Annotated in this window: 16 protein-coding genes and 1 pseudogene; 3 read left to right on the top strand and 14 right to left on the bottom strand. The window is 41.7% G+C overall.

Going from position 1 to position 21348, the window contains the following annotated elements:
- Positions 1–210: 210 nt before the first annotated feature.
- The 3 genes from fsa to ACXAEO_RS20430 form a co-directional block, all read right to left on the bottom strand.
- Positions 211–855: a fructose-6-phosphate aldolase gene (fsa, locus tag ACXAEO_RS20440; RefSeq protein WP_474884540.1), complete on the bottom strand. Its 645-nt coding sequence runs from the start codon at positions 853–855 to the stop codon at positions 211–213.
- A gap of 99 nt (positions 856–954) precedes the next feature.
- Positions 955–1812: a class II fructose-bisphosphate aldolase gene (locus ACXAEO_RS20435; RefSeq protein ID WP_474884539.1), complete on the bottom strand. Its 858-nt coding sequence runs from the start codon at positions 1810–1812 to the stop codon at positions 955–957.
- Positions 1813–2125: 313 nt separating this feature from the next.
- Positions 2126–2500: a response regulator gene (locus ACXAEO_RS20430; RefSeq protein ID WP_474884537.1), complete on the bottom strand. Its 375-nt coding sequence runs from the start codon at positions 2498–2500 to the stop codon at positions 2126–2128.
- A gap of 148 nt (positions 2501–2648) precedes the next feature.
- Here ACXAEO_RS20430 and ACXAEO_RS20425 point away from each other — a divergent pair, with 148 nt between their 5' ends.
- Entirely contained in the window at positions 2649–3182 is a 534-nt protein-coding gene (locus ACXAEO_RS20425; protein WP_474884535.1) for a DUF2529 domain-containing protein, read from the top strand.
- A 155-nt stretch (positions 3183–3337) separates the two neighbouring features.
- Here the strand turns inward: ACXAEO_RS20425 and ACXAEO_RS20420 are convergent, their stop codons facing one another.
- The 8 genes and pseudogenes from ACXAEO_RS20420 to ACXAEO_RS20385 form a co-directional block, all read right to left on the bottom strand.
- Positions 3338–4945, bottom strand: a complete 1608-nt coding sequence (locus tag ACXAEO_RS20420) for a CTP synthase (protein WP_474884533.1) — start codon at positions 4943–4945, stop codon at positions 3338–3340.
- Positions 4946–5325: 380 nt separating this feature from the next.
- Positions 5326–5883, bottom strand: a complete 558-nt coding sequence (rpoE, locus tag ACXAEO_RS20415) for a DNA-directed RNA polymerase subunit delta (RefSeq protein ID WP_474884531.1) — start codon at positions 5881–5883, stop codon at positions 5326–5328.
- A gap of 332 nt (positions 5884–6215) precedes the next feature.
- Positions 6216–9437, bottom strand: a complete 3222-nt coding sequence (gene icmF, locus ACXAEO_RS20410; protein WP_474884529.1) for a fused isobutyryl-CoA mutase/GTPase IcmF — start codon at positions 9435–9437, stop codon at positions 6216–6218.
- A 15-nt stretch (positions 9438–9452) separates the two neighbouring features.
- Complete coding sequence (locus ACXAEO_RS20405; RefSeq protein WP_474884528.1) at positions 9453–10085, bottom strand: TetR/AcrR family transcriptional regulator; 633 nt, start codon at positions 10083–10085, stop codon at positions 9453–9455.
- Positions 10086–10102: 17 nt separating this feature from the next.
- Positions 10103–11242, bottom strand: coding sequence for an acyl-CoA dehydrogenase (locus tag ACXAEO_RS20400; RefSeq protein ID WP_474884526.1), 1140 nt, complete (start codon positions 11240–11242; stop codon positions 10103–10105).
- Positions 11243–11259: 17 nt separating this feature from the next.
- A complete protein-coding gene (locus ACXAEO_RS20395) occupies positions 11260–12390 on the bottom strand; it encodes an acyl-CoA dehydrogenase (RefSeq protein WP_474884524.1) in 1131 nt (376 codons plus the stop codon).
- A gap of 12 nt (positions 12391–12402) precedes the next feature.
- Entirely contained in the window at positions 12403–13254 is an 852-nt protein-coding gene (locus tag ACXAEO_RS20390) for a 3-hydroxybutyryl-CoA dehydrogenase (protein ID WP_474884522.1), read from the bottom strand.
- Positions 13255–13328: 74 nt separating this feature from the next.
- Positions 13329–15441: pseudogene (locus ACXAEO_RS20385) on the bottom strand ((Fe-S)-binding protein).
- A 309-nt stretch (positions 15442–15750) separates the two neighbouring features.
- Between ACXAEO_RS20385 and cls the strand changes: the two are divergent.
- Positions 15751–16896, top strand: a complete 1146-nt coding sequence (gene cls, locus ACXAEO_RS20380; protein ID WP_474885113.1) for a cardiolipin synthase — start codon at positions 15751–15753, stop codon at positions 16894–16896.
- A 62-nt stretch (positions 16897–16958) separates the two neighbouring features.
- Entirely contained in the window at positions 16959–17915 is a 957-nt protein-coding gene (uvsE, locus tag ACXAEO_RS20375) for a UV DNA damage repair endonuclease UvsE (protein ID WP_474884520.1), read from the top strand.
- A gap of 197 nt (positions 17916–18112) precedes the next feature.
- Here uvsE and argS read toward each other — a convergent pair whose 3' ends face one another.
- The 3 genes from argS to speB form a co-directional block, all read right to left on the bottom strand.
- Positions 18113–19783 carry an arginine--tRNA ligase gene (gene argS, locus ACXAEO_RS20370; RefSeq protein WP_474884518.1) on the bottom strand — a complete coding sequence of 557 codons (1671 nt, stop codon included), beginning with the start codon at positions 19781–19783 and terminating at the stop codon, positions 18113–18115.
- On the bottom strand, positions 19780–20220 hold the full coding sequence (locus ACXAEO_RS20365) for a YwiB family protein (RefSeq protein WP_474884516.1): 441 nt from the start codon (positions 20218–20220) through the stop codon (positions 19780–19782). The genes argS and ACXAEO_RS20365 overlap by 4 nt, the downstream gene beginning before the upstream one ends.
- A gap of 239 nt (positions 20221–20459) precedes the next feature.
- Positions 20460–21332: an agmatinase gene (gene speB / locus ACXAEO_RS20360; protein WP_474884514.1), complete on the bottom strand. Its 873-nt coding sequence runs from the start codon at positions 21330–21332 to the stop codon at positions 20460–20462.
- Between the last annotated feature and the right edge of the window lie 16 nt (positions 21333–21348).

Genomic DNA, 21348 nt, shown 5'->3' with positions numbered 1-21348 from the left:
GGCTCCCTTCCAGTGAAGATGATGCCCCTTCACTTTCACTATAAGGTAATATTTACCAAAAATTTCAGCATGATTGTGGTTATTTTTCATATTACCTAATAGTTTACACGAAAAAAATTTTTTCATGTATATATTTATCATTTTTACAGAAAAATGGGCATTCACGGTGAATTTCTTGTGAATGCCAAAGGGATGTGTCTATTTTTTTCTTTACGACAGGCGGTTGTTCCAATCTTTTAAAAATTGTTCAATACCGCTGTCCGTTAAAGGATGCTTAAATAATTGCATTAATACTTTATACGGGATTGTAGCGATATGCGCCCCTTTTAATGCTGCTTCTGTCACATGCATCGGGTGACGAATCGAAGCCGCAATAATTTCTGTATCAATATCGTGAATGGCAAATATATCAGCAATTTGACCAATTAATTCTAGTCCATTATGCCCTAAATCATCCAATCTCCCTAAAAATGGAGAAACATATGTCGCTCCCGCTCTTGCAGCTAAAAGAGCTTGATTGGCTGAAAAGATTAACGTAACATTCGTTTTAATTCCTAACTCAGAAAACGCTTTAACGGCTTTTAAGCCATCTGGCGTCATTGGTACTTTAATGGTGATGTTCGGAGCAATTTTAGCTAGCTCTTTTCCTTCTTCAATCATACCTTCAGCATCTAAAGCAATAACCTCTGCACTAACAGATCCAGAAACTAGTGACGTAATTTCTTTCAGACGATCTTCAAACGTAACGTCTTCTTTCGCAACAAGACTAGGGTTTGTTGTAACCCCGGCTAAAACCCCTAATGAATACGCTTCCTTAATCTCTTTAATATTAGCAGTGTCAATGAAAAATTTCATAACTTTCCCCTCCCGCTTAATACAATACTATTTTGGTACAGACATTATCCCTAAAAGGAAACCGCCCTTAAGAGGCGGTTCCATTTCAGATATAGATCATTAAGCCTTGTTTGAAGAACCGAATTCGCGAATTTTGCCGATAACCGTTTGCTTGATTGCTTCACGGCCAGGGCCCATAAATTTACGTGGATCGTATGCTTCTTGATCGTTGTTTAATACTTCACGTACAACTTTTGTGAACGCGATTTGATTTTCTGTGTTGACATTGATTTTAGACGTTCCTAAAGAAATCGCTTTTTCAATGTCTTTTGTTGGGATACCAGTACCACCGTGTAATACTAATGGTACACCAGTGCGGTCACGGACTTCTTCCATTTCTTTGAAGCCTAGGTTTGGTTCACCTTTGTAAGGACCATGTACAGAACCTAAAGCTGGTGCTAAGCAATCAATGCCCGTTGCTTTAACAAGTTCTTCACACTCGTTTGGATCAGCATAGATAACGCCTTCTGCTACAACGTCATCTTCTTGTCCACCTACAACACCTAGCTCAGCTTCTACTGATACACCTTTTGAATGAGCATATTCTACAACTTTCTTCGTTGTTTCAATATTTTCTTCAAACGCATGGTGAGAAGCATCGATCATAACAGATGTGAATCCAGCGTCGATTGCCTCTTTACATTTTTCAAAGCTTGAACCGTGGTCTAAATGGATCGCAACAGGAACTGTGATGTTCATGTCTTGCATTAAACCTTTTACAATGCTTACCACTGTGTTGAAACCGCTCATATGACGAGCAGCACCTTCTGATACACCGAGGATCACTGGGGACTTCTCCTCTTCAGCAGCCGCTAAAATTGCTTGCGTCCACTCTAAGTTGTTCATGTTGAATTGACCAACTGCATACTTACCTTCTAATGCTTTGTTCAGCATTTCTGTCATTGAAACTAAAGGCATGTTAAAATCCTCCTTCACAATACACCATTGTCAGTACTATCCGAGAAGTTTCATTGGGATATTATGTACAATTTCAAACGTTTCATACATTTGTCTGAAATGTTGGCTTTTCGAATAGCTTAATACAGTACCTAGAATACCAACTTACACGACAATCAGCAACATATTTAGTCATTTAATGCAAAAAAAGAAGAGGCCTCTTCAGCAAACAAACAAGCTTTCAAGGCACTCATACACCGCTAACCCTCTCACAAACCTAGACAAGGCAAGGGATTGGTAGAATTATTCTCTTTATCCCATTATGTAAAAATTCTTAGTTTGAACCAACTGGTAAATATTGACGAACTGCTTGGCGAATTTCATCAATATCGAAAGGTTTAGCAAAATGTGTAAGAGCTCCCAAATCTTTCGCTTCTTGAATCATGTCTAACTCTCCATACGCTGTCATAATAATAACTTTAATGCTTTGATCGTATTCTTTGAGACGTTTTAAAATTTCAATGCCGTCCATCCCCGGAATTTTCATATCCAGTAAAACTAAATCCGGTGCATGCTTTTGCGCAATATCAATCGCTTGGTAACCATTAGCTGCTTGGAACGTTTGATATCCTTCTTTTTGCAATACTTCTGTTAATAAAATGCGAATACCAAATTGATCATCGACAATTAAAATTTTCTCGTTCAACATAATCCCTACCTTTATTATTATTCTATATATGTGATTTATAAAAGTTTCGACTTCTTCTATACAATTCCCTTCTTTTACTCTTTCATTTCTTTCCGCTATAATGACTACCAGACCGCTTGATAGAACTGAAAGAAGAAAGGTGACAGTCATGTTGAAAATTTTCACTACACAATTAACCGGCTATTTTAAGCGAATTCAAGAAAAAGAAGAATTTAACATAGAGGATGGAGCGAGGTTATTAGCTCAAGCCATTCTGGGAGACGGCCATGTATACATTTATGGAAAAGACGAAATGTACGCGATTGGATTGGAAGCTACTAAGAGTCAGGAACCCTTTCCGAAAGCTAAACTGCTGACAGCTGATGAGGATATCGCTACTCTCTCTCCTGCTGATCGCGTTTTGCTTGTCGCTCGTACTTCAACCGATTCCCATGTACTTGAAATAGCCCAGCGCCTACAAGACCTTGGCATCTTGACTGTTGGAATGTCCGCAATCGAAAAAGGAGATCACGCTGCCTCACTGGAGCATTTTACTGATGTTCACATTGACACTAAACTCCTTACCCCTCTGATTCCAGATGATGAGGGAAATCGCTATGGATTTCCAGCCATGATGACCACTCTTTACGCTTATTATGGACTTCATTTCACGGTAAAAGAAATTATTTCAGAATACGAATAAAGAGGGTGACATTAAAAGAATAGACAAAGCGTACTCCTTTTAATTCACCCTCCTCATAGAACCTGTCACGGAAATCGCTTCAAGCTAGCCATTTTCCGACAGGTTCTTTTTATTTATCAACATTCAAACCGTACGCTACTCTCCGCTTTGAACGCTTATTTCTGTTGCGAAAGTTCAAAAGATGCTCGAACGAACTCTTTGAACAATGGTTGCGGTCTTGTCGGACGTGATTTAAATTCCGGATGGAACTGGCAAGCTAAGAACCATGGGTGGTCCTTTAACTCCACGATTTCGACAAGTCGGCCGTCAGGACTTGTACCAGAGAAAATGAAACCTGCTTTTTCCATCGCTTGACGATATTCATTATTGAACTCGTAGCGGTGGCGGTGACGCTCATATACAACCTCATCTTGATATGCTTCATACGCCAATGTATCTTCAGAAAGCTTACAAGGGTATAATCCAAGACGAAGCGTTCCACCTAAGTCTTCTACATCCTTCTGCTCTGGAAGCAAGTCGATAATTGGATTCGATGTTGCTGGGTTAAGTTCGGCTGAATGTGCATCTTGTAAGCCAAGTACGTTTCGTGCAAATTCAACGGATGCTAACTGCATTCCTAAGCAAATTCCAAAGAACGGAATTTTGTTTTCACGGGCAAATTGCGTTGCCACAATCTTCCCTTCCACTCCGCGGTCTCCAAATCCACCTGGAACAAGGATACCGTCTACATCAGCTAACAATTCTTTCGCATTTTCTGCGTTTACATGCTCTGAATTGATCCATTTTACACTCACTTCTGCATCAAAGGCATAACCCGCATGACGAAGAGATTCAACAACAGAAATATACGCGTCCTGAAGTTCTACATATTTTCCGACAAGGGCGATTTTAACTGTATGTGAAAGTCCTTTTACTTTTTCTACTAACGCTTTCCACTCTGTCATGTCTGGCTCTTGGCAGTTCAACTTCAAGTGGTCACATGTAATTTGATCTAATTTTTGCTCTTGTAGTGCCAATGGAATCTCATACAATGTTTCAGCATCGCGGCACTCAATTACTGCTTTAGAATCGATATCACAGAAAAGGGCTAACTTCTCTTTCATATCGTCTGAAATTGGCTTTTCTGTACGTACGACGATAACATTTGGCTGAATACCAAGACTACGCAGTTCTTTTACGCTATGTTGCGTTGGTTTTGTTTTCATTTCACCTGCAGCTTTAATGTAAGGAACGAGCGTACAATGAATATACATCACATTGTCACGGCCGATATCGCTTTTAATTTGGCGAATCGCTTCTAAGAACGGCAATGACTCGATGTCTCCTACTGTTCCTCCGATTTCGGTAATAACAACATCCGCATTCGTTTCTTTTCCTGCACGGAAAACACGTTCTTTAATTTCATTTGTAATATGTGGAATAACTTGAACAGTACCGCCTAAATAATCACCGCGGCGTTCTTTTCTTAAAACAGTGGAATACACTTTCCCTGTCGTTACGTTGCTGTATTTATTTAAATTAATGTCAATAAAACGCTCATAGTGACCTAAATCTAAGTCTGTTTCCGCACCATCATCTGTTACAAACACTTCACCGTGCTGGTATGGGCTCATTGTCCCTGGATCGACATTAATATATGGATCAAATTTTTGAATCGTTACGTTTAATCCGCGATTTTTCAACAATCTTCCAAGTGAAGCAGCTGTAATTCCTTTTCCTAATGACGACACAACGCCGCCGGTTACAAAAATATACTTTGTCATGTTTTCCCCTCCAAATGATAACTGTGCTATTCAAAGTTTTTACTTACACGCTTGTCATTCATACATCTTGTTTCGCAAACTTTCCCGCTATGATTGAACATCCAAAAACAAACCGCCGTCTATGTAAGAATAGCTGCACTCGCTACTTGCGATGCCTTACAGGCCGGTATGCATTTAACGTTAATTTCCCACAAAATGAACGAACCTATTTAAGAGGGCTGAAAATAAAAAATGCCCCCAAACCAAATAAACGGTATGGGAGCATTGTTATCTTTTTTATAAAATATTCATTGCGTTCTTATTTAAAGAGCCCAAAAAAGATTCTACATATTCCAACAAAAAATGTCAAGCCTCAATATGAGATAAAGGAGAGGGATGTTTTACAGCTCCTCGTCTTCATCCTCTTTATCTTCATCATCTTCAAGTTCTTCTTCTTCTAAATCGTAATCATCGTCATCAATGACTTCATCATCGAATTCTTCTTCGTCTAGATCATCGAAGTCCTCGTCTTCTAATTCCTCGTCGCTGTCGTCACTGTCATCTTCTAAACTATCGAGATCTTCATACTCAAGTTCTTCTTCTTCCAAATCGTCAAAGTCCTCGAAATCTTCATCCACGACTTTCTTCGCTTTCTTCTTCTTCGGTTTCGCTACCGGAACGACCTCTTCATCGATTTGGTCATACGGGTACCAGCTTCGTAATCCCCACTGGTTTTCACCGACAGAGATGAAACGTCCATCAATATTTAAATCTGTATAAAATTGAGCGATTTTTCCTCGCACTTCTTCTTCGGATAAACCTAAAATAGAAATAATTTCATCTACTATTGCTTTAAACGGAACAGCTGAACGCTCAGATTTATTGGATAACAACAAATGTGCAAGCTCCAGCATGGACATCTCGCTTAATTGCTCTTTTGAGTATTGTGCAAGACTCAAATTCAGCACACCCTTTCTATGTATACCTATTATCTATATCATTTAATTTCATGTAAATCATTTGACGTGGATTGAAAGATCCACGTCAAATGATTTATGCAACAAATACGGACTCCGAAATCGTTCAAGGAAAATGGTTGACACATACAGATTCTCTTTGACGTTTCCGCTCCAATCCACTATTTGACAAGCTCTTAAATACATACCATTCATTATAAACAAATTCAATGCATTTATGCTAGTACCCCGCTAAATCTTTCTAAAAAAAACCGCACCTTTTTGAAGCATGAAGCTTCTTTCAAAAGCCTTTTATCTATAGTATCGACTGCTCTCTACATGTTCCGCCGATATTGTCCCCCGACCTCATATAAAGCATGTGTAATCTGCCCGAGGCTCGCCACTTGAACCGTCTCCATTAATTCAGCGAAAATGTTGCCGTTATTTCGGGCCGTTTCCTTCAATTTCTGTAACGCCATGTGCGCTTTCTCCTTATGCTGTTCTTGAAACAGTTCGAGCTGGCGAATTTGATGTTCCTTTTCTTCTCGAGCAGCGCGTGCTAACTGCATGCTGTTGACCAGGTCAATCTTATCCCCATGAGGATTTAAATACGTATTTACACCGATGATTGGCAAAGCACCGGTATGCTTCTTCATTTCGTATACCATAGATTCATCTTGAATTTTTCCTCGCTGATACTGCATCTCCATCGCTCCAAGCACACCACCACGCTGATTGATTCGTTCAAATTCCTGCAAAACCGCTTCTTCTACTAAATCTGTCAATTCTTCAATAATGAACGAACCTTGGAGCGGGTTTTCGTTCTTTGTTAAGCCATGTTCTTTCATAATAATCATCTGAATCGCCATCGCACGGCGAACAGATTCTTCTGTTGGGGTCGTAATGGCCTCATCATACGCATTCGTGTGAAGAGAATTGCAATTGTCATGCAAGGCCATCAAAGCCTGCAAAGTCGTACGAATGTCATTAAAATCGACTTCTTGAGCATGAAGAGACCTGCCGGATGTTTGAACATGATATTTGAGCTTTTGGCTTCGTTCATTTGCGCCATATTTCTCTTTCATGACAACAGCCCATATGCGCCTTGCCACTCGTCCGATTACCGTATACTCACAATCAAGCCCATTGCTAAAGAAAAAGGATAAATTAGGCGCAAACTCATCAATGTCCATCCCCCTGCTTAAGTAGTATTCAACATACGTAAATCCGTTAGCCAATGTAAAAGCGAGCTGAGAAATGGGGTTTGCCCCCGCTTCTGCGATATGGTAGCCCGAAATGGAAACCGAGTAATAGTTCCGAATGTCGTGATCAATGAAATATTGTTGAATATCTCCCATCATCTTCAAGGCAAATTCAGTCGAAAAGATGCATGTATTTTGTCCTTGGTCCTCTTTTAAAATATCGGCTTGCACTGTCCCTCTTACCGTTCTGAGCGTTTGTTCTTTCACTTGCTCATATTCTTGCTTCGTTAACGCTCTTCCAAGCCGCTGCACTTCTTGATCTATTTGCTGACTAATCGCTGTATTCATAAACATGGCTAACAGAATCGGCGCCGGACCGTTAATCGTCATCGAAACAGATGTAGAAGGCGCACATAAATCAAAACCCTCATAAAGCTTTTTCATATCATCAAGGGTACAAACACTGACCCCGCTTTCGCCAATCTTCCCGAAAATATCAGGACGAACGTGTGGGTCTTCCCCATATAAAGTCACAGAGTCAAAAGCGGTACTCAACCGCTTGGCATCATCATCTTTACATAAATAGTGAAACCTTTTATTTGTTCTTTCCGGTGTCCCCTCTCCGGCGAATTGACGCTTTGGGTCCTCTCCTTCACGTTTGAACGGAAAAACGCCTGCCGTGTAAGGAAACGACCCCGGCACATTTTCTTTATACAACCACCGCAGAATTTCGCCGTAATCTTGAAAGGAAGGCAGCATAATTTTCGGAATAGAAAGCCCTGACAACGTAACCGTTTTTAAGCTTGTTTCGATTTTTCTTCCCCGAATGGTCGCTATGAACGAGTCACCTTGATATCGTTCTTGAACTTCGGGCCACGTTTGCAAATGATGAATAGAATGGGGGGTTAAGTTCATACGAACCCGTTCAATGGCTCTTTGTACCGCTTCAATAACCGGATCATCTTGTTCATGTTCTTGGAGGATACGAAGGGACCCTTCTAATTGGTAAAGACGTCGAGCGGCTTCTGCTTGCTCCTTTGCTTGCTTATGATAAGAGCGCACATGTTCCACAATGTCTCGCAAATAGCTTTCCCGTTCAGGGGCGATAATCATTTGTCGAGCATTTCCTTGAACCTCCGGTAAGCGAGCTTGCCAGTTTACGTTTAGCTTTTTCGCCATCACTTCAATCAGTTTGACAAAAAAGAGATTCATCCCAGGGTCGTTGAACTGACTGGCAATGGTGCCATAGACCGGCATCATATCAAGCTCTTGATCAAATCGCATATGACTCCGCTGATACTGTCTGGAAACTTGACGCTTCGCATCCTCTGACCCTTTTTTCTCAAATTTATTAATTACAACGAAATCGGCATAATCGAGCATTTCAATTTTTTCAAGCTGCGACGGAGCCCCAAACTCGCTTGTCATTACATAAATAGCGATATCGCATATATCCTTAATTTGAGCATCTGCCTGACCAATACCGCTTGTTTCAACAATAATTAAGTCAAATCCAGCTGCTTGCACAATGCTAATCGCTTCTTTAATCGCACTAGATAGCTCAGAACCGGATTGGCGCGTGGCCAAACTGCGCATATACACTCTCGGAGAGGAAACAGCATTCATCCGAATTCGGTCGCCTAAAAGAGCGCCGCCTGTCTTCTGTTTCGTTGGATCAATGGACAGCACAGCGACAGAAAGGTTCGGAAACTCATTTAAAAAACGGAGCAAAAGTTCATCGGTCAACGAACTCTTCCCTGCTCCGCCTGTTCCGGTAATTCCAAGAACCGGCGCACGTTTTGCTTTCAACTGGTAACTGGTTGCTACGTCCTTGCCACCTGCTCTATTTTCAGCAACACTAATGAGCCGAGCGATTTGCTGATGAGCTGACGGAGTAAGAGTGCTTACTTCTTCTTCCACCTTCATGGCGACATCACATTCCTGAAGCATGATGTTGATCATACCTTGAAGCCCTAGCTTTCGGCCATCTTCAGGAGAAAAAATACGGGAAATCCCGTATTCGTGAAGTTCTTCAATTTCTTTCGGAATAATTACGCCTCCCCCTCCACCATATAGGCGAATATGAGAAGCACCTCTTTCCTTTAGCAAGTCATACATGTATTTAAAATATTCTAGATGCCCACCCTGATAAGAAGAAATCGCAATCCCTTGAACATCCTCTTGTATGGCAGCGCTTACAATTTCTTCAACCGAACGATTATGACCAAGATGAATAACCTCTGCTCCGCTTGCCTGCAACAGACGCCGCATGATGTTAATGGAAGCATCATGTCCATCAAATAAACTTGAGGCTGTAACAAATCGAACAGGGTTTGTTAACGAATAACGCTCCATTTTGTCCTCCTCGGCTTATTTATTTTCACTCGCTACATTATATAACAGAAATTTTATTTGCATGTCGGTATATTGCTCCAATGAGTACGCGCGATGTAACGCCCAGCGCCGAAATGCCCACATTTGACCTTGCACAAAAATATGATGGGACAACAGTTTGGCTTCCTCAGCCGTTAACTGAAAATACCCAGCTTTCCTGCAGCCTTCAATTACTTTTTCAAAAATAGATACCAGCTCTAATTCTTTTTTCAATACATAGGAAAGAGCATCTTTCGGCAACGATTTCACTTCTTGGTACATGACTAAAATCTCATCTTGCAATTCATCGACTACTTTAAAAAATTTACGGATGGTTCGCTCTAAACTTTCAATGGTTGGAGGTTCTTGCTGGACAATTTCCGCCAACCGATTGCTCACTTGGTCGTAAATACTGTCACACACTAGATACAGGACATCTTCTTTCGTTTGAATATATTCATACAGTGTGCCAATGCTGAATCCGGATGCCTTAGCAATCTCTCTCGTTGTCGTTCGGTGAAACCCTTTCTTTTTGAACAGGCTGACCGCTCCTTTGACCATCTGGTCCCGGCGCTTTTCAACGAGTCGTTCATCCTTGACAGAAGCAGGCACTTGACGCTTTCTTGTCATTCTCCTCACCCTATCGTTTATTTCGTTATATATCTAGAAATGACTAAACGTTGAATTTCCTGTGTTCCTTCATAAATTTGGGTAATTTTCGCATCACGCATAAAACGCTCGACCGGATAGTCTTTCGTATATCCATAGCCTCCAAAGACTTGAACGGCTTCAGTCGTCACCTTCATTGCCGTATCTCCTGCAAACAGCTTCGACATCGCTGACTCTTTTGCATATGGCAGCCCTTGCGATTCGAGCCATGCGGCCTGATAAGTTAACAAACGCGCAGCTTCGACACTCGTTGCCATATCCGCTAATTTAAAAGCAATGCCTTGCTGGGCCATTAACGGTTTGCCGAACTGATGACGCTCCTTCGCATAACGAACAGCAGCATCTAACGCCCCTTGGGCAATTCCTACCGCTTGAGCGGCAATACCGTTACGGCCTCCGTCCAATGTCATCATCGCAATTTTAAACCCCTCACCTTCATGTCCAAGGAGATTTTCTTTCGGCACACGGCAATCCTCGAAAATAATTTCGGTAGTTGGAGAAGAGCGAATCCCTAGTTTGTTTTCCTTTTTGCCAATAGAAAAACCCTTTCTATCTTTTTCGACAATAAAGGCACTTGTTCCTCTTTGCTTCTGATAAGGATCTGTTAACGCAAACACGATGTAATAATCTGCGATGCCGCCATTTGTGATGAAGATTTTAGAACCATTCAAAATATACGTATCACCGTCTTTTTGAGCAGTCGTCCTCATTCCGCCCGCATCCGACCCAGATCCAGGTTCGGTTAACCCGTATGCCCCGATGCTTTTTCCTTCTGCCATCGGCTTCAAATAGTTTTGTTTTTGCTCCTCCGTGCCAAATTTATAAATCGGCCAGCCTGCTAGTGATGTATGAGCAGATAAAGTGACACCTGTTGAGGCGCATACTCTCGATAGTTCTTCGACAGCAATGCAGTATGCCAAATAGTCACTGCCTGTTCCACCGTATTCTTCCGGCCATGGAATCCCCGTCAAACCAAGCTCTGCCATTTGGTCAAAAATAAGACGATCAAAGCGCTCTTCTTCATCCCGTTGGGCCGCTGTCGGCGCCACTTCATGTTCTGCAAAGTCTCGTACCATCGTTCGGATCATCTCATGCTCTCCTGATAGTTTAAAATACATGTGCCCCCATCCCCTTTTTACAGTTGTTTACTAATGACGATTCGCTGAATTTCACTTGTGCCCTCATAAATTTCACACACTTTAGCATCCCGAAAATAACGTTCTACAGCATAATCTTTTGTGTAGCCGTATCCTCCAAGCACCTGCACGGCTTCCGTCGCCACCTGAACAGCTGTACTTGAAGCAAACAGCTTTGCCATGGAAGCCTCTTTACGGCACGGCATATGTTGTGAGCGCAAAAAAGCGGCCTGATAGGTTAATAGCTTAGCTGCCTCTACATGTGTCGCCATCTCTGCTAATTTGAAGGCCATTCCTTGCTGGGAAGAAATTGGCTTGCCAAATTGGATTCTTGTTTGCCCATAAGAAACGGCTTCTTCAAGAGCTGCCTCTGCAATCCCAAGGGACTGTGCTGCAATCCCAATACGTCCGGCATCTAAGTTAGCCATCGCAATTTTAAACCCTTCACCTTCGATTCCAAGAAGATTTTCTGCAGGAACGAGACAATTTTCCAAACTGATTCCCGTCGTCCTCGATCCGTGTAAACCCATTTTATGTTCGTCCTTTCCTATAAGAAAACCCGGTGTGTCCTTTTCCACAATAAACGCAGAAATTCCTTTTGACCCTTGGGGCGGATGAGTCGACGCAAAAACGATATACGTATCCGCCTCGCCGCCATTTGTAATAAATACTTTAGAGCCATTGAGCACGTAATGATCCCCTTTACGCTCCGCTTTCGTCTTCAAGCTTGCTGCGTCAGATCCGGCATGCGGTTCCGTTAAACAAAAAGCCCCTAAATAAGAACCAGAGGCAAGTTTCGGAACGTACTTCTGCTTTTGCTCTTCTGTTCCAAAATATAAAATGGGATTTGTACCGACTGACGTATGAACAGATAAAATCACACCAACAGTGGCACTCGCCTTTGAAAGTTCATGAATGGCGATAATATAAGAAGTAAAATCTAATCCGCTCCCCCCATACAACTCAGGGATGGGAACGCCCATTAACCCAAGCTCTCCCATCTTCTCTAAAATGGGTCTCGGAAATTCACCTTGTTCCATCCTTTCCACAAACGGGACAATTTCTCGTTTCACAAATTCCCGCACCATCTTTTGAAGCATTTGCTGTTCTTCTGTAAAGGGAATCGTCATGATCAAGCCTCCTCACGTATACTCGTAAAAACCCCGACCTGCTTTTTTCCCGAGCCATCCTGCCTTCACATATTTGCGAAGAAGCGGACAAGGGCGATATTTATCATCTCCGAATCCTTCGTGAAGCGTTTCCATAATATAAAGACATGTATCCAACCCGATAAAATCAGCCAACTCTAAAGGTCCCATCGGATGATTCATACCAAGCTTCATCACTCCATCAATGGCTTCTCTTCCCGCCACCCCTTCGTAAAGTGTATAAACAGCTTCGTTAATCATCGGCATTAAAATACGATTCGAAACAAATCCTGGGAAGTCATTCACCTCCACAGGCACCTTCTCTAATTTTTCTGTAATGCGGTGAATAGCCTCATAGACATCATCGGCTGTCGCCAGTCCTCGAATGATTTCAACGAGCTTCATAACGGGAACTGGATTCATAAAATGCATGCCAATCACTTTTTGAGGACGCTTCGTGGCAGCCGCAAGTTCTGTAATAGGCAAAGAAGAGGTGTTCGTAGCAAAAATCGTGTGCGGAGGGGCTATTTCATCTAGTTGGGCAAAAATATTCTTTTTGATTTCCATATTTTCTGTTGCCGCTTCAATGACAAGGTCCACTTTCTTTACTTGCTGCAAATCCGTAGAAGGTTGAATTCGACTTACTGTTTGTTGCATGTCTTGTTCAGTCATTTTTCCCTTTGTCACCTGGCGCTTCAAGTTTCCTTCAATGACCTTCATCCCTCGGTTGACGAATTCTTCTTTTAAATCATGAAGAATAACAGTATATCCTGCCATTGCACATACTTGCGCGATACCAGACCCCATTTGACCTGCACCAATGACCATCATACGTTGAACTTCCATCTTTGCTCCCCTTCCCTTTTTATGATAGGCACAATGAACGTGCAGTTTAAACTGCACGCTCATTACTTGAGTCATTACACGATATTTGGCGATGAGTCAGAACCAAAAACGGCTTTTTCTAACAACTCTGCTACATCATATGTGCTGACAGTCTCATCCACTTCTTTTGCCTTCGTTCCGTCACTTAACATGGTTAAACAATATGGACACCCCGAACTAATCACTGTCGGTTGAAGAGTTAAAGCCTGCTCAGTTCGCGCAACATTAATCCGGCTTCCCGTCGTTTCTTCCATCCACATTAAACCGCCTCCAGCCCCGCAGCACATTCCTGTCTCACGATTGCGTTCCATCTCGACAAGCTTCACTCCTGCAATCGATGTTAAAATAGCTCGTGGCGGGTCATACACTTCGTTATAGCGTCCTAAATAACAGGAGTCATGGAAAGTAATCGTCTCGTTGACTTCATAAGACGGTTTAAGTTTCCCTTCCTTCACCAGCTTTGCCAACAGTTCAATATGATGGTACACTTCTGCTTCTAGGCCAAAATCCGGGTATTCATTTTTAAAAATGTTGTACGCATGAGGATCAATCGTCACAATTTTGGTAACCCCATTTTTCGCAAATTCCTCAATATTTTTAGAAGCAAGTTCTTGGAATAAAAACTCATTCCCTAAGCGCCGGCGTATCGCCGGAATTCTTTTCTTTATTCCCTAAAATAGCAAAAGTGACTCCCGCCTCATTTAACAACCGAGCAAAGGATAGAGCAATTTTTTGGCTTCGATTATCATATGACCCCATCGACCCGACCCAAAACAAATATTCAAACTCTTTTCCTTCTTTACTCAACTCTTTCACCGTTGGAATGACGACATCTTCACCTGCTTCTCTCCAGCTCTCCCGTTCTTTTCGGTTTAAGCCCCAAGGGTTTCCTTGGCGTTCAATATTCGTCATGGCACGTTGTGCTTCGGCATCCATCTTTCCTTCCGTCAAGACAAGATAACGTCGTAAATCAATAATTTTATCCACATGCTCATTCATCACTGGACATTGATCTTCACAGTTCCGGCACGTTGTACACGCCCAAATTTCTTCTTCTGTAATCACATCTCCTATTAAAGAAGGATTGTACTCCACCGCCGCAGCAGACTCTGTCACACCGCCTCCTGCGGCCATCATCGCCAACTGATTGCCTGTTGTGTGAGAAAATGCGGGAGCAGGAACCCAAGGTGCTCTTGAGGTAATCGCCGCCCCTTTATCCGTTAAATGATCTCGAAGCTTTAAAATCAAGTCCATCGGGGAAAGAATTTTCCCTGTACCCGTCGCTGGGCACATATTCGTACATCGGCCACACTCAACACATGCGTACAAATCGATAAGCTGATATTGAGAAAAATCCTCAATTTTGCCCACACCGAAAGTTTCTTGTGTTTCATCCTCAAAATCAATTTTTTCCAGTTTACCTGGATTAGAAAGGCGATGAAAAAAGACATTAGCAGGCCCGGCAATTAAGTGAGCATGCTTGGATTGCGGAACGTACACAAGAAAGGTGAGCAAGAATAGAAGGTGAATCCACCAGGCTACATAGAAAACGACAATTGCCGCTGTTTGATTTAATCCTCCAAAAATGAAGGCAATGGAGGAGGCCACAGGCTCTGCTAGTGACAAGTCATGGGCATGCCAGATGAGTGCCATACCATTTCCAACTAATACGGACAACATTAATCCTCCGATAAAAAGCAATACAAGACCAGACTTAAATCCTCGCTTTAAGCGAACAAGTTTTTCAATGTAACGACGGTGAAAAGCCCAAACAACGGCTACTAAAATCAGCAGGGTGACCACTTCTTGGAAGAATGTAAACGCGGGGTACAGCGGACCTAAAGGTAAATGCTTCCCTGGCACTAGCCCTTTTATAATAAAATCAATGGCGCCAAACTGAACGAGAATAAAACCGTAGAAAAATAAAACATGGATGATTCCACTCTTTTTATCTTTCAACAATTTTTTCTGTCCGAACACATTGACCCATATTTTATCGAGCCTTTCTTTAACTTTCTGATCAAACTCTACTTTCTTTCCTAACTGAATATACGCCATACGTGTGCGAATTAAATACACAAACAACGAAACAGCGTAAGCGGTTACAATTAAAAACAAAATAGCGTTAAGCCACAGCAATAAATCCATCTTCATCCTCTCCTTCCTTTTTTCCTTGTTACATGTTCATATTCCTGCTCAACTGGCGAGCAAAAACGAAGATTCTCCTCTAAGAGAGCCCCTTACGTGAAACAGATACCGATAAGTAGTTATACTTTTTTAAATTTTATGATTTATTTATCATTTTAATTTATGAATGAGCATTCAGTCAATGTTTTTCTTCTATAGTGAAATCAGTCAAATAATATGACCGTAACTGGGTGACACTACTTTTAATACTGAACAGGAGGGATATTCGTGTTTGTCACTGTTTTTCTTTCTCTTATCATTTGGATTGTGATGGATTATTCGCTCGGAAAACGCAAACACCAAAAAGATTTACCTCCCCCTCTTTATCCATTGCGTCAAGGAGAGCTCACGCTATTTTCTGATGGTCACGATCTGTACAAAGATTTGTTTCAAGAAATGAAAGAAGCGACAAGTGAGCTTCATGTTTTGTTTTATATTGTAAAAAACGATACCATTAGCCAAGAATTTTTAAATATTTTAGGGCAAAAAGCGAAACAAGGCGTCACTGTTCGTCTGCTGTTAGATTGGATAGGAAGTTTTCAACTCCCTCGCCGTACTATTCAACAACTTAAACAAGATGGGGTTCAATTTGTCTATTGCAACAAGCCGAAGCTTCCGTTTTTATTTTTTACATTAAACCGTCGAAACCACCGGAAAATTACCATTATTGATGACCAAATTGGCTATTTAGGGGGTTTTAATATCGGACAGGAGTATCTTGGATTAGATCCTGCCCTTGGCATCTGGAAAGACTACCACTTGAAAATAAAAGGGGAAGGAATTATGGATTTACAGCAACAATTTCTTACAGATTGGAATGAAACAACAAAAAACGCGCTCACCAACCATATAAAAGGGCCTTTCCCAACCCTTTCAAAAGCAAGTATCTTTCGATTTGTAGCAACAGAAGGTCCGCAGCTGGAAGAACAGTTTCTTTCACTTATTAAACAAGCCAAACAGGAAATTTGGATTGGAAGTCCTTATTTTATTCCAAGCCGACCAATTATGGACGCTCTTTTGGAAGCTCTTGATAACGGCATTTCCGTCACCATTTTAGTGCCAATGAAGGCAGATCATCCGCTCGTGAAAGATGCCGCCTTTTCGTATTTCCCTTCCCTTCTTCGGGCAGGGGCTCGTATTTTTCGTTACTATTACGGCTTCTATCATTCTAAAACCATTATTATCGACGAGACGATGTGTGACATTGGGACAGCGAATTTTGATAAACGAAGCTTATTTTTAAATGAGGAGATTAATTGCTACATTTATGATCAAACCTTCATCCAACAACTTCGACAAACATTCGCAAGAGACATTGAGCAGGCAGAAGAGCTTTTATTAGAAGATTTGGTAGGACGCACCTTGTTCGATTACAGTAAGCAAGGAATAGCAAAACTGTTGGATGCCTTTCTTTAACCATCTAGGTTTAACGATGCCAAAAAAAACGGTTATGTACTAAAGAAAAAAGGAGAAGGAAAATGGAAATTCGATTTGGCTACGTGTCACATGCTCTTTCACTATGGGACTGCTCTCCTGCCAAAACATTAACTTATACAAGATGGAAAGCGATGAGCTCAGACGAACAAATGGAAAACTTATTGAAGGTGACAAAGCAAAACTTACGGAATACGTTAAGAGCAGTGCACTACAATATCGCCCAACAAATCCCGCTTTATCGCTTCTCCTCTTCCATCGTTCCGCTTGCGACTCATCCAGAGGCCACATGGGATTTTGTGTCTTTCTTTCAAAAAGAGTTTGAAGAAATTGGTTCTTCTGTTCGATCATCCGGTATGAGAGTCAGTTTCCACCCGAATCAGTTCACTTTGTTTACAAGTGATAAACCTCATATTACAAAAAATGCAGTGACTGATATGGAATACCATTACCGAATGCTTGAAGCAATGGGACTGGCAAATGAAGCGCTTATCAACATTCATGTCGGCGGCGCATATGGGGATAAGGAAAAGGCCGTTTCCCGATTTCATGAAAATCTATTAACGCTCCCTTCTCCTGTTAAAAAACGGATGACATTAGAAAACGATGATAAAACGTATACAGCGGATGAAACGCTTGTAATTTGTGAAAAAGAAGCCATTCCGCTCATATTGGATTACCATCATCATAAAGCAAATGAAGGCAGCATGACCTTAGAAGAACTGTGGCCGCGAATGTTTCAAACGTGGGAGGCGATTCAATTAAAACCAAAGGTTCACTTGTCTTCTCCTAAATCTGAAAAAGAGTTTCGCAGCCATGCTGATTATGTTAGTCCAGACTTTATTCTTCCGTTTTTAAAGATGGCGCGCGAATATAATCAAGACTTTGATGTCATGATTGAAGCGAAACAAAAAGATAAAGCATTGCTCCAGTTGGTCGAAGAACTCTCAAAAATACGTGGAGTCAAACGGGTTGGAGGCGCTACTATCGTATGGAAGTGACGAGAAAAGGGTAGTTTCACTATAAAAAAGCGTGTTTGTCTAAAAAGAGGAAAACCCTCTCTTTTCAGACAAACACGCAAAATGGACCGTTACGAAAACCCAAAATATTAAGGGTTTTCATAGACGGTCCATTCTGTATGAAATAAACAACAGCTATTTTTTAAGAGGTTTGGAACGCATTGGACATCCCTATTTCATTACATTTTTTCTGGAGCAGAAACCCCAATTAAACGAAGGGCATTTTGAAGCGTCAATTGAACGGCTTTTACTAGAGCAATACGAGCCTTCGTTTTCTCCATATTGTCGCTGTCTAATACCTTCTCTGCATTGTAGAAGCTGTGGAACGTGGACGCTAATTCATACACATAGTTCGTAATACGATGTGGAATGCGTTTTTGAGCCGCTTCTGCCACTGCCTCTGGGAATTCTCCGACCTTTTTCAGCAAGTCGAATTCTTTTTCCGATTGAATCTGTTCAAGTGCAACACTCTCTCCCGCTTCTACTCCCAGTTCATCTCCTTGACGCAAAATGCTGCAAATACGAGCATGAGCGTATTGTGCATAGTAAACCGGGTTTTCATTCGATTGAGATACCGCTAAATCTAAATCAAAGTCTAAGTGCGTATCACCGCTGCGCATTGCAAAGAAATAACGAGTCGCATCTAGTCCTACTTCCTCGATTAGATCGCGCATCGTCACAGCTTTCCCTGTACGTTTACTCATTTTCATTTTTTCACCGTTTTGGTAAAGTTGTACCATTTGAATAATCTCTACCTCTAACGTATCACGCTCGTAACCAAGAGCTTCAATTGCTGCTTTCATACGTGGAATATAACCGTGGTGGTCAGCACCCCAAATATTAATCAGTTTATCAAAACCGCGTTTAATTTTATCTTGGTGATAAGCGATATCTGGCGTCAAATAAGTGAAAGATCCGTCTTGTTTTACTAACACGCGGTCTTTATCATCACCAAATGTCGTAGAACGGAACCATGTTGCCCCTTCTTCTTCATAAATATGGCCGTTCTCTTTTAACGCAGCTAAAGCCTCTTCAATTTTTCCATTGCTGTAAAGAGACGTTTCTGAATACCATACGTCAAATTTTACGCGGAACTCTTCAAGGTCGCGCTGAAGCTTCGCCAATTCGTATTTCAATCCGTAATCACGGAAAAACGCAAGACGCTCTTGGGCATCCATTTGAATGTATTTATCGCCATGCTCTTCCACTAGCTTTTTCCCAATTTGAATAATGTCTTCACCATGGTAGCCATCTGCTGGCATTTCGGTCTCTTTCCCAAGTGCCTGCATGTAACGAGCTTCTACCGATAAGGCTAAGTTATTGATTTGATTTCCTGCATCATTGATATAGTATTCGCGTGAAACATCATATCCTGCTTTCGCTAACACATTACATAAAGAGTCCCCTACCGCTGCACCACGGGCATGTCCTAAATGTAAATCTCCCGTCGGATTCGCTGATACAAATTCCACTTGAACTTTTTGTCCTTGACCGACATTTGTTTCCCCGTAAGCAGCACCTGCTTTTAAAACCGTTGGGATTAAGTCTGTTAAATAGGAATTATTCATGTAAAAGTTAATAAAGCCAGGTCCAGCAATTTCTACTTTTTCAATGGATGCTTTCGTTTTATCGAAGTTTGCGACAAGTTCTTCTGCAATGGCTCGCGGCGCTTTTTTAGCCACACGTGCCAACTGCATCGCCATATTCGTCGAGTAATCACCGTGGGCCTTGTCTTTTGGCAATTCTAATACTACATCCGGAATTTGCTCTTCTCCTGCTAAGCCTGCTTTTAGCACAGCTTGTTTAATTTCATCTTTTAAGCGGTCTTTTACTTGTTCGACAATGTTCATTCTGCCGGTTCCTCCTTAAAACTAATTGTTAAAGCATACTTTCCTGCTTGTTCGCCTTGCAAATGCAAATCATATGTAACAAAGAGAGTCCCTTTTGCTCTTGATTGCTTATACTCAAAGTTATGGGTAAAGGTCTCCATCTGTAAAGGGCCGTACGGGCTCGTATATGAAGTATGCGTTCGTTCTTTTTTCCGAAATTGCTGCTTCATTTTGACTGCTCCGGATCGTGTGACCGCCACTTCTTCCTGCCCAATCTTTACAATGGTATGAATCTCGCCCATCTCTTGTTGTTCCTTATACGTAATATACATCGCATGTTCCTTCTCATAATACATACCTTTGGCTGTAAAGGAATTCGTTTCCTTGCGATGTCCGTCCCGAATGTCTGTCACAACTTTGACGAAAATCGGTTTTCCTGTTGATGAAGTTATACTCACAGCATTGACACTTCCTCATCATTTTATCATCTCTATAACTTCAATAGTATAATGATTCTTAACCGATAAAACAAGGGGGGCTTGCAGGAGCCCCCCTTGTTTTATCGGCCTTCCTTTACAAAGGAAGAAACCGTTGTTCATCCCGTCACAAGTTACACTTGAATATAGCTCGTGACGGCCTTATAGCATTCATGGATTGTTCAACAAATGGAGTCAACATCCATTGTTAAGTAGTTTCTTTATTTCACCCAGCCTAAAATCATTTCACGGATTAACTTGCTTGCCGTGTTCGCTGTTTGCTCCGAATGATCATAGATTGGGGCTACTTCTACTAAGTCTCCTCCCACAACCTTTACGTCTGAGTTAGCAATAGCATGAATGGAAGCAAGAAGCTCCTTCGATGTAATTCCGCCAGCATCAACCGTTCCTGTACCTGGTGCATGAGCAGGGTCTAACACATCGATATCAATCGTAACATAAACCGGACGTCCTGCTAATTTCGGCAGAATTTCTTTTAACGGTTCCAACACTTCAAATTTTGAAATGTGCATTCCGACTTCTTTTGCCCATTGGAATTCTTCCTTCATTCCAGAACGGATTCCAAATGAAAAGACATTTTCCGGTCCAATCAAGTTTGCTGCTTTACGGATTGGTGTGGAATGAGACAACGGCTCCCCTTCATAATGCTCTCGTAAATCTGTATGAGCATCCATGTGGATAATCGCCAAGTCTGGATATTTTTTGTACACAGCTTGAATAACAGGCCATGATACTAAGTGCTCGCCGCCCATTCCTAGTGGGAATTTATCAGCGTCCAGTAATTTCCCGACAAACTCTTGGATCATGTCTAAGCTTTTTTGCGGGTTTCCAAACGGAAGTGGAATATCTCCTGCATCGAAATATTTCACATCGTTCAACTCACGATCTAAATACGGACTATATTCCTCTAAACCAATCGACACTTCGCGGATACGAGTCGGGCCGAAACGGGAACCAGGACGATAGCTAACGGTCCAATCCATTGGCATTCCGTAAAGAACCGCTTTGCTTTCTTCAAAATCAGGATGGCTGCTAATAAAAACATTACCTGAATAAGCTTCATCAAAACGCATGCTTGTTTCCTCCTCT

The organism is Bacillus sp. ABA4_010 (assembly GCF_056159105.1).
The sequence above is the reverse complement of the archived record's forward strand: the minus strand, read 5'-3'. Positions and strand labels throughout refer to the sequence as shown.